This window comes from Allobosea sp. P1_A7, from assembly GCF_056406775.1.
The window spans coordinates 1-10048 of sequence record NZ_JBFTZN010000314.1 but is presented as its reverse complement, the minus strand read 5'-3'; the positions used below and the strand labels follow the sequence as shown (position 1 = coordinate 10048).

At 65.8% G+C, this 10048-nt stretch carries 7 protein-coding genes; 3 read left to right on the top strand and 4 right to left on the bottom strand.

Annotation, left to right across the window (positions count from 1 at the left end; genetic code table 11):
* On the bottom strand, positions 1-904 hold a 904-nt coding region (gene aspS, locus AC1D34_RS32430; RefSeq protein ID WP_476826454.1), incomplete at its 3' end, for an aspartate--tRNA ligase.
* A 327-nt stretch (positions 905-1231) separates the two neighbouring features.
* Here aspS and rnd point away from each other — a divergent pair.
* Positions 1232-2344 carry a ribonuclease D gene (gene rnd / locus AC1D34_RS32425; protein WP_476826453.1) on the top strand — a complete coding sequence of 371 codons (1113 nt, stop codon included), beginning with the start codon at positions 1232-1234 and terminating at the stop codon, positions 2342-2344.
* A 187-nt stretch (positions 2345-2531) separates the two neighbouring features.
* Here the strand turns inward: rnd and mfd are convergent, their stop codons facing one another.
* Together mfd and AC1D34_RS32415 are read right to left on the bottom strand one after the other, a co-directional pair.
* Positions 2532-6080: a transcription-repair coupling factor gene (gene mfd, locus AC1D34_RS32420; protein WP_476826452.1), complete on the bottom strand. Its 3549-nt coding sequence runs from the start codon at positions 6078-6080 to the stop codon at positions 2532-2534.
* Between the two features lie 20 nt (positions 6081-6100).
* The gene (locus AC1D34_RS32415) at positions 6101-6397 is read right to left on the bottom strand and encodes an FAD assembly factor SdhE (protein ID WP_441490006.1); all 297 of its coding nucleotides are present in this window, start codon (positions 6395-6397) and stop codon (positions 6101-6103) included.
* A 145-nt stretch (positions 6398-6542) separates the two neighbouring features.
* On the opposite strand from AC1D34_RS32415, the gene recG reads away from it, so the two are divergent.
* On the top strand, positions 6543-8618 hold the full coding sequence (gene recG / locus AC1D34_RS32410) for an ATP-dependent DNA helicase RecG (RefSeq protein ID WP_476826451.1): 2076 nt from the start codon (positions 6543-6545) through the stop codon (positions 8616-8618).
* A gap of 140 nt (positions 8619-8758) precedes the next feature.
* The gene (locus AC1D34_RS32405) at positions 8759-9592 is read left to right on the top strand and encodes an AraC family transcriptional regulator (protein ID WP_441505392.1); all 834 of its coding nucleotides are present in this window, start codon (positions 8759-8761) and stop codon (positions 9590-9592) included.
* A gap of 37 nt (positions 9593-9629) precedes the next feature.
* On the opposite strand, the gene AC1D34_RS32400 is transcribed toward AC1D34_RS32405, so the two are convergent.
* On the bottom strand, positions 9630-10048 hold a 419-nt coding region (locus AC1D34_RS32400; protein ID WP_476826450.1), incomplete at its 5' end, for a DUF502 domain-containing protein.

The window sequence follows — 10048 nt, the reverse complement described above, 5'->3', positions numbered from 1 at the left end:
CATCCTGCATCTCGAGCGGGTTGCGAAGATCAGGCTTGTCCGAGCCGTATTTGCGGATCGACTCGGCATAGGGAATGCGCGGCCAGTTCTTGGTGACCGACTTGCCGCCGCCGAATTCCTCGAAAACGCCGGCGATCACCGGCTCCATGGTGCGGAAGACGTCTTCCTGCGTGACGAAGCTCATCTCGACGTCGAGCTGGTAGAACTCGCCCGGCAGACGGTCGGCGCGCGGATCCTCGTCGCGGAAACAGGGCGCGATCTGGAAATAGCGGTCGAAGCCCGCCATCATCAGCAGCTGCTTGTACTGCTGCGGTGCCTGCGGCAGGGCGTAGAAATGGCCGGGATGCAGCCGGCTCGGCACCAGGAAGTCGCGCGCGCCTTCCGGCGAGGACGCGGTCAGGATCGGCGTCTGGAATTCCGAGAAGCCCGAGGTCTTCATGCGGTTGCGCAGCGAGTCGATGACCTTGCCACGCAGCATGATGTTGTTGTGCAGCTTCTCGCGACGCAGGTCGAGGAAGCGATATTTCAGGCGCGTGTCCTCGGGGTATTCGAGATCGCCGAACACCGGCAGCGGCAGCTCGCCTGAAGGACCCAGCACTTCGAGCGCCGCGGCGAAGACTTCGATCGCACCGGTCGCGAGATTGGCGTTCCCGGTCCCCTCGAGGCGAGCCTTGACCTTGCCGTCGATGCGGATGACCCACTCGGCCCGAATCTTCTCCGCTTCGGCGAAAGCCGGCGAGTCCGGATCGATCACGACCTGGGTCATGCCGTAATGGTCGCGCAGATCGATGAAGAGCACACCGCCATGGTCGCGGATGCGGTGGCACCAGCCCGAAATGCGAACCTGATTGCCGATATCGCTCTCGCGAAGGGCGCCGCAGGTGTGGGAGCGATAGCGATGCAAGGTCACGGGACTCGTCTCTCGGAAATGCGAAGGAGCCGGCGCAAGGCCAGCTGAAACCTTCGGCGTAAGCACACGCAGGCGCGCGGATTGTCAAGAATGGCAGCGATAATCGTGATGCGCGAAGCCGGCATTCCAGCTGTTCGCCGCAAGGAGGCGGCAGAGGCCGTCGCACCATGGTGTGAAGGTTTCAATACGTAGACAAGGCAGATGACCTTGTCCGGGCCCCGAAGGACAGGCCCGTTCTTCTGAAGGTCATGCGGCGCCGGCGAGCAGAAGCATGAAACGCGGACTCGACGGACAACCCGTTCCTCCGCTAAGCCGCTAATCATGAGCCTCATCACCACCACACAGGATCTGGCCGAGGCGTGCGCGCGGCTGGCCCAGCATCCCTTCGTCACGGTCGACACCGAATTCCTGCGGGAGACGACCTATTATCCGAAGCTCTGCCTGATCCAGCTCGCCTCGCCCGACGAGGCGGTGCTTGTCGATCCGCTCGCCCCCGAAATCGACCTCGCGCCCTTCCTGGCGCTGATGGCCGACCAGAACGTCGTCAAGGTGTTCCACGCCGCACGGCAGGACCTCGAGATCATCTGGATCATCGGCAAGATGCTCCCGACCCCGCTATTCGACACGCAGGTCGCCGCAATGGTCTGCGGCTATGGCGACTCCGTCGGTTACGAGCAGCTCGCCAACGACCTCGCCAAGGCGCGGATCGACAAATCCTCGCGCTTCACCGACTGGTCGCGCCGACCGTTGACCGAGGCGCAGCTGACCTATGCCGAGTCCGATGTCACCTATCTGCGTGACATCTATCTCGCCCTATCGGCCGATCTCGCCGCCAGCGGCCGTGAGGGCTGGGTTGCCGAGGAAATGGCGATCCTGAATTCGCCAGGCACCTATGAGGTCAGGCCCGAGAACGCCTGGCAGCGCCTGAAGGGCCGGATTCGCAAGCCCAAGGAAGTCGCGCTGCTGATGGAGATCGCCGCCTGGCGGGAGCGGGAGGCGCAAAGCCGCGACGTGCCGCGCCAGCGGGTGCTGAAGGACGATGCRCTGATGGATATCGTTCAGCGCGGTCCGCGCTCGGTCGAGGCGCTGGCGGAGCTTCGCTCCGTGCCGAACGGCTTCGAGCGCTCGCGGGCCGGCGGATCCCAGGACCCTGCCCCGTCTCGAACGCGAGCGCGGACGCCCGACCAATGGCGCCGTACTCGACCTGCTCAAGGTGTTGCTGAAGGCGACCGCCGATGCCGAACGCGTCGCCCCCAAGATCCTGGCCTCGACCGACGATCTCGAGGCCATCGCCTCGGACGACCTGGCCGATGTACCGGCCCTGCAGGGTTGGCGCCGCGAAGTCTTCGGCAACAAGGCGCTGGCGCTGAAGAACGGGCAGCTGAGCCTGAAGATCTCCCGCGGGCGCGTGACCGTCGCCTGAGCGGCCGATGATCTAACCTTCTGCGCTTGCAGCAGCCTTCCCGAAAGCCGTCCGCGTTTCGGGCCTATGCCTTGCGTCAGAGACGCCCTGTCTCGTCGTCACGAGCGAAGCAATCCCCTCAGGCAGAGGCCGGGATTGCTTCGCCGCCGCGCCCCTCCCATGACAGACGAGGCTAAGGCCAGCGTCTCGTGCTGATGCTCACGCCGCCTTCTTTCGCTCGGCGATGCGCGCCAGATCGGTCAGCAACCGGCGCGTGCCCTTGAGCCGCTGCTCCGCCGTCTCGAAGTCGTCGATGAAGACGACGCGCATGTCGGGACGGACCTTGGCCAGCGTTCCCTGCTTCGCGACATAGCCGACCAGCCCCTCGGGATTGGCGAACTCGTTGTCGCGGAAAGCAACGATGATGCCCTTCGGTCCGGCCTCGACCTTCTCGACATTGGCCCGGCGGCAGAGCGCCTTGATCGCCACGATCTCCAGAAGTTGCTGCACTTCTTCCGGCAGCGGCCCGAAACGGTCGACCAGCTCGGCACCGAAGGATTGGATCTCGCCATCCTCGTCGAGCGTCGAGAGCCGCTTGTAGAGGGTCAGGCGCAGCGTCAGGTCGGTGACATAGTGCTCGGGGATCATCACCGGCGCGCCGATCTGGATACTTGGCGACCATTGGCTTTCGGCAACGATGTCGATGCCGGCCTTGAGCTGCGCCACCGCCTCCTCGAGCATCTGCTGGTAGAGTTCGTAGCCGACCTCCTTGATGTGCCCGGATTGCTCGTCGCCGAGCAGGTTGCCGGCGCCACGGATGTCGAGATCGTGGCTGGCGAGCTGGAACCCCGCACCCAACGTGTCGAGCGATTGCAGAACCTTCAGCCGGCGCTCGGCCTGCTCGGTCAGCTTGCGATTGGCCGGCATGGTGAAGAGCGCGTAGGCGCGGATCTTCGAGCGGCCGACGCGCCCGCGCAGCTGATAGAGCTGGGCGAGGCCGAACATGTCGGCGCGATGCACGATCAGGGTGTTAGCCGTCGGGATATCGAGCCCGGACTCGACGATCGTGGTCGAGAGCAGAACGTCGTACTGGCCCTCGTAGAAGGCCGTCATCACGTCCTCGAGCTGGCCCGCCGCCATCTGGCCATGGGCAATGCCGACCTTGGCCTCGGGTACCTGCTTGTCGAGGAAGTCCTTGACCTCGGCGATGTCCTCGATGCGCGGCACGACATAGAAGCTGCGGCCACCACGATAGCGCTCGCGCAGCAACGCCTCGCGCACGATCAGCGGATCGAAYGGCGTGACGAAAGTCCGCACGGCCAACCGGTCGACCGGCGGGGTCGCAATGATCGAGAGCTCGCGCACACCCGTCATGGCGAGTTGGAGCGTACGCGGTATCGGCGTGGCCGACAGCGTCAGCATATGCACCTCGGCGCGGAACTCCTTCAGCCGCTCCTTGTGGTTGACGCCAAAATGCTGCTCCTCGTCGACGATGACGAGGCCGAGATCCTTGAACTCGACGCCCTTGCCGAGCAGGGCATGGGTACCGACGACGATGTCCATGGTGCCGTCGGCGATGCCCTGCTTGACCGCCTTGAGATCCTGAGCCGAGACGAAGCGCGAGGCCTGGCCGACCTTCACCGGCAACCCCGCAAAGCGCTCGGCGAAATTCCGGTAATGCTGGCGGGCGAGCAATGTCGTCGGCACCACGACCGCGACCTGCTTGCCGGCCAGCGCCGTCGTGAAGGCGGCACGCAGCGCCACCTCGGTCTTGCCGAAGCCGACATCGCCGCAGACCAGGCGGTCCATCGGCCGACCGGCCGCGAGATCGTCCAGTACCGCATCGATCGTGTTCTGCTGGTCTTCCGTTTCCTCGAACGGGAAGCGAGCCCGGAATTCATCATAGAGCCCGTCCGGCGGAACGAGGCGCGGCGCCTCCTTCAGCGCGCGGGCGGCAGCGATCTGGATCAGCTTGCCCGCCATCTCGCGGATGCGCTGCTTCAGCTTGGCCTTGCGCGCCTGCCAGCCACCGCCGCCAAGCCGGTCAAGAGGAACCTCGGTGTCCTCCGAGCCATAGCGCGAGAGCAGCTCGATATTCTCGACCGGCAGGAACAGCTTGGCATCGCCCGCATAGTGGATTTCGAGACAATCATGCGGCGCTCCGGCCGCCGTGATGCTCTGCAATCCAATGAAGCGGCCAATGCCGTGATCGACATGGACGACAAGGTCGCCGGGCGCGAGCGATGACAGCTCGGCGATGAAATCCTGCGGCCGGCGCGTCTTGCGGCGCGGGCGCACGAGGCGGTCGCCCAGGATGTCCTGCTCGCCGATGACCGCAAGCTTGCCGGCCTCGAAGCCGGTCTCGAAGCCCCAGACCGCGAGTGCCGTGATGCCGGGCTTCAGATCGAAGGCCGCGCGCAGGGACCCCGTGGTCTGTACGGTCTTGAGGCCATGATCGGCCAGCACATGGGCCAGGCGTTCGCGGGAGCCCTCCGACCATGCCGCAAGGATGACGCGCCGGCCATCGGCCTGCAGCGCTTTCACATGGGCGACCGCCGCATCGAAGACGCTGCCGGCATTGTCGGCGCGCTCGGCCGCAAAGCTTCGACCCTGGCGGGCGCCGAGATCGACGATCAGCTTGCCGTCGCTATCGGGCAGCTGGAACGGCGTCAGCGACGCGACGCCGGCATTGTCGATCACGCCGCGCCATTCGGCCGGGGACAGGTAGAGCGCATCGGGTGGCAACGGCTTGTAGGGCGTCCCTCCCGTGCCGCCCTGGTCGAGGGCGGCCTTGCGCGCATCGTAGTAGTCCTTGATCAGGCTGATGCGCTCGCCGACCGCATCCTCGGCCTGCGCGTCGAGAACCAGCGGCACATCCGGCAGATAGGTGAAGAGCGTGTCGAGCCGGTCGGCCAGCAAGGGCAGCCAATGCTCGAGCCCCGCAGGCCGCCGGCCTTCGCTGACCGCCTCGTAGAGCATGTCGTCACGGCCGGGCGTGCCGAAGCTCGTGATATAGGACTGGCGAAAGCGCTTGATGCTCTCGCTCGTCATCTGCGCCTCGGACATCGGCACGAGATCGAGTCCGCGCAACTGGCCCGTGGTGCGCTGCGTCTCGGGGTCGAAGGTCCGGATCGATTCCAACGCGTCGCCGAAGAAGTCGAGGCGGATCGGCGCAGGCATGCCGGGCGGAAAGAGATCGACGATGCCACCGCGCACCGCGAACTCGCCGGTCTCGCGCACCGTCGAGGTCCGCAGGTAGCCGTTCATGTCGAGCCAGCGTGCGAGTTGCTCTGTGTCGACCATGTTGCCTGGCGCAGCCGRAAAGCTCTCCGAGGCCACCTTGCTGAAGGCCGGCACGCGCTGCAGCGCGGCGTTGACCGTCGTCAGCAGCAGACGCGGCTTGTCGCCTGACTTGGTCTTGGCCAGTCGCGACAACGTCGTCATGCGATGGGCCACGATGGCAGGAGCCGGCGAGACGCGGTCATAGGGCTGGCAGTCCCAGGCCGGGAAGCTCATCACCTCCAGATCGGGCGCCACGAACTGGAGCGCATTTTCCAGAACCTGCAGCCGCTGCCCGTCACGCGCGACGAAGACGAGCATTGCCGCGCCTTCCACCTTCTTCGCCCGGGTCCGGACGAGATCGGCAAGGACGACGGCGTCGAACCCGTCCGGCACGCTGGCGAGCGTCGGCTTGTCGCCCCGCTTCAGCGCGTCGAGGATGCGGTCGATCTGCAGCTTGGCGAGCTGGGCGGGGGGCGGAATGCTCATATCGGATTGTCGCTGCGTGCTCAGACGTGAATCGGCTTGCTGTGGTTGTGGAACGCCTTCAGCCGTCGGAACACGGCCGTATCGTAGTTCACCGGCACCTCGGCCTCTCCTGTGATCCAGGACAGCAGGTCTCGGTCGAGAACCTCGATCAGTTGCTCGAACTCGTCGAGTTCGGCATCGCTCAACGTGCCGATCTCGGCGTCGGCGAAGCGGCCCATGATCAGGTCCGTCTCCCGCATGCCGCGATGCCAGGCACGGAACAGGATCTTGCGGCGGCGCGGATCGAGATCGGCACTGGTGCGGGAAGAGCCACTCATCGTAAGCCTCGCATGAAATGCAAATGGCGGAACGGGCCGGCCCCGTCGCGGAACCTGCCGATGCAGGCTATATAGCGATGGCGTCGGGGCGAGTCAGTGGCCGAACCGCCGCGTTTCCCGCAATTCCGGTTCCCACCCGAGGCAGATGCGTCCTTCCCTGCTTGATCCGCTCTTTGCTCCCGCGACGATATTGCCCGGCGTCGGCCCCAAGCTCGGCAAGCTTCTGGACAAGCTGCTCGGCGACGAGACGCAGCCAGCGCGGGTCGTCGACCTGCTCTTCCACCTTCCCACGGGCGCGATCGATCGTCGCCCCAGCGCCAGCATCGCCGACGCTCCGGTCGGCGATGTCGCGACCTTTTCGGCCCGTGTCACCGAGCATCGCCCGGCCCCGCCCGGCAAGGCCAAAGCTCCCTATCGCGTCATCGTCGAGGACGAGACCGGGGACGTGACCCTGGTCTTCTTCCATGCCGATGTCCGCCATCTCCAGCAGACGTTGCCGGTCGGCGAGTTCCGCATCATCTCGGGCAAGCTCGAGCTCTGGGACGGTATGCGCCAAATGGTCCACCCCGACCGCATCATGGATGCCCGGGCCTTCGCCAGCCTGCCGTCGATCGAGCCGGTCTACGGCCTGACCGAAGGCATCGGGCCCCGCGTCATGACACGCATCGTGGCAGCAGCGGCGGAAAAATGTCCGGAGCTCGCCGAATGGCAGGACCGCAGCTTTCTGCAGAAGGCCGGCTTCGCCTCCTTCGCCGAGGCCATCCGTGCCCTACACCACCCGCCGGACCTGCGCGCCGTCGAGGGTGACACGATCGCACGCAGGCGCGTTGCCTATGACGAATTGCTGGCGAGCCAGATCGCGCTTGCCCTGGTGCGCCGGCAGCAGAAGAAGGCAGCCGGGCGCGTCACCGCCGGTGACGGCCGCATGCTCAAGGCGATCGAAGCAGCCCTGCCCTTTTCGCTCACCGATGGCCAGCGCCAGGCCGTGGCCGATATCCATTCGGACATGGAGAAGCCCGAGCGCATGCTGCGTCTGCTGCAGGGCGATGTCGGCTCGGGAAAGACCGTTGTCGCCCTGATGGCGATGGTCGCAGCCGCCGAAGCCGGCCGGCAATCGGTGTTGATGGCGCCAACCGAAATCCTGGCGCGCCAGCATGCCGAACGGCTGGCGCCGCTGGCAGAAACGGCCGGGCTCAAGCTCGCCCTGCTGACCGGCCGCGAGAAAGGCGCCGGCCGACGCCAGGTGCTCGAGCGGTTGGCGAGCGGCGAGATCGCCATCGTGGTCGGCACCCATGCGCTGTTCCAGGAAGGCGTCGTCTTCCACGATCTCGCGCTGGCGGTGGTCGACGAACAGCACCGTTTCGGCGTCCATCAGCGCCTGATGCTGGGCTCGAAGGGCGAGGCCGTCGACGTGCTGGTCATGACGGCAACGCCGATCCCGCGCACCTTGGCGCTGACCTGGTTCGGAGACATGGATGTCTCGGTGCTCGCCGAGAAGCCGGCYGGCCGCAAACCGATCTCGACACGCGCGATCTCGCTCGAACGCTATGACGAGGTCGTTGGCGCAGTCGGCCGCGCGGTGGAGGCCGGCGCGCAGGTCTATTGGGTCTGCCCGCTCGTTCAGGAATCGGACACGCTCGATGTCGCCGCCGCGCAGGAGCGCTTCGAGGAACTGGGGGGGCACTTCGGCGCCAGGGTCGGGCTGCTGCATGGCCAGATGCCCGGGCGCGACAAGGACGCTGCGATGGCGGCCTTCGTTGCCGGCGAGACGCGCATCCTGGTGTCGACCACCGTCATCGAGGTCGGGGTCGACGTGCCCAATGCCAGCGTCATGGTGATCGAGCATGCCGAGCGCTTTGGCTTGGCCCAGCTCCACCAGCTACGCGGGCGGATCGGGCGCGGCTCGGCCGCATCGACCTGCCTCCTGCTCTATAAGGGGCCGTTGGGTCCGGTCGCGGAAGCGCGATTGACCATCATGCGCGAGACCGAGGACGGCTTTCGGATTGCCGAGGAAGATCTGCGCCTGCGTGGCGAAGGCGAGGTGCTCGGCACGCGCCAGTCCGGATCCCCCGACTGGCGCGTTGCCCGCCCCGAAATCGATGGCGATCTGCTGGCCGCCGCTCGCGATGATGCGCGGCTCCTGATAGAGCGCGACCCGCACCTCGCCGGCGAACGCGGCGAAGCCGTCAGGACGCGGGGCCGACGATCTAGCCATCTGTGATTGCATCGGCTTTCCCGAAAACCGCAATCCACTTTTCGGGCCGATGCTTTAGCGCTGGAGATCCTGCGGGAGATCAATCCCGATCAAGCGGCCGTAGCGCGGGATCGGCATCGTCCGGGTGTGCCTTCGTGAGAACCACAATGGACCCAATCAGCAAAGCCGTGTGGTGCGTCGAGAGCCGCTTCGCCTCCGGGATCTCGCTCGACGAGATCGCCTCGGTCAGCGGCGTCTCGCGCTTCCATCTCTGCCGCGCCTTCGGCAACGCGACCGGCCGCTCGGTGATGCGCTATGTGCGCGAACGCCGGCTGACCGAAGCCGCCCGGAGACTGGCGAATGGCGCGCCGGACATCCTCTCCGTCGCGCTGGACTGGGGGTACGGCTCTCACGAGGCCTTCACCCGCGCCTTTCGCGAGCAATTCGGCCTCACGCCCGAAGAACTGCGCGAGCGGCGCGACCTCTCGGCGCTCAAGCTCGTGGAGCCCATCGTCATGGACGCAAGCCCAACCGTTATCCTGGAAGAACCCCGCTCACTGACCGGCAAGAGCATGCTCGTTGCCGGGTTCGGCAGCCGCTACACCTATGAGACCACTGCCGGCATTCCGTCGCTCTGGCAGAAGCTCACCCCGCATTTCGGCCATGTCCCGGGCCAGATCGGGGGCATCGGCTACGGGGTCTGCTACAACGCCGACGACGAGGGCAGCTTCGACTATCTCGCTGGCGTCGAGGTGAAATCCTTTTCCGACCTGCCACCCGAATTCGACCGCATCCGCATTCCCGAGCAGAACTATGTCGTGTTCCTGCATCACGGCCATATCTCGGGCATCAAGGGCACATTCGACGCAATCTGGCGCGACTGGCTGCCGAAGAAGGGCTGGAAAGCCTCGGAAGGGCCGAGCTTCGAGCGCTATGACGAGCGCTTCGATCCGCAAAGCGGTACCGGAACCGTCGAAATCTGGGTTCCGTTGAAGGCCTGACGACCTCCCGGACCAAAAAGGACGGCAAGTCCGCAGATCAGTTCTGGGACTTGCCGTTGCCTGGTGGCGCCTTCGAGCCATTCTCCCCCGGCTGGATCAGCCCGGCGGACATGATGAGCTTGGCGCCGTCCTCCACGGAGATTGAAAGCTCCACCACCTCGCGACGCGGCAGGTAGAAGAAGAAACCCGTGGTCGGGTTCGGCGTGCAGGGCAGGAAGACGCCGATCTGTTCGCTGCCATCCGGCAGCCGTGAGCTGATCTCGGGCGCCGCCTCCTGAGAGATGAAAACGATGGACCACATGCCCGGCTGCGGGAACTGCACCATGCCGACCTTGCGGAACGATGTGCCCGATTGCGAGAATATCGTCTCGAAAACCTGCTTCACGCCCTTGTAGAGGCCGCGGATCACCGGCATCCGGTGCAGGATCGCCTCCCCAGCATCGAGCAGGGTACGCC

Coding starts and splice junctions, on each gene's coding strand:
- AC1D34_RS32415 (WP_441490006.1), bottom strand. CDS start 6,397: ATGAGTGGCTCTTCCCGCACCAGTGCCGATCTCGATCCGCGCCGCCGC.
- AC1D34_RS32405 (WP_441505392.1), top strand. CDS start 8,759: ATGGACCCAATCAGCAAAGCCGTGTGGTGCGTCGAGAGCCGCTTCGCC.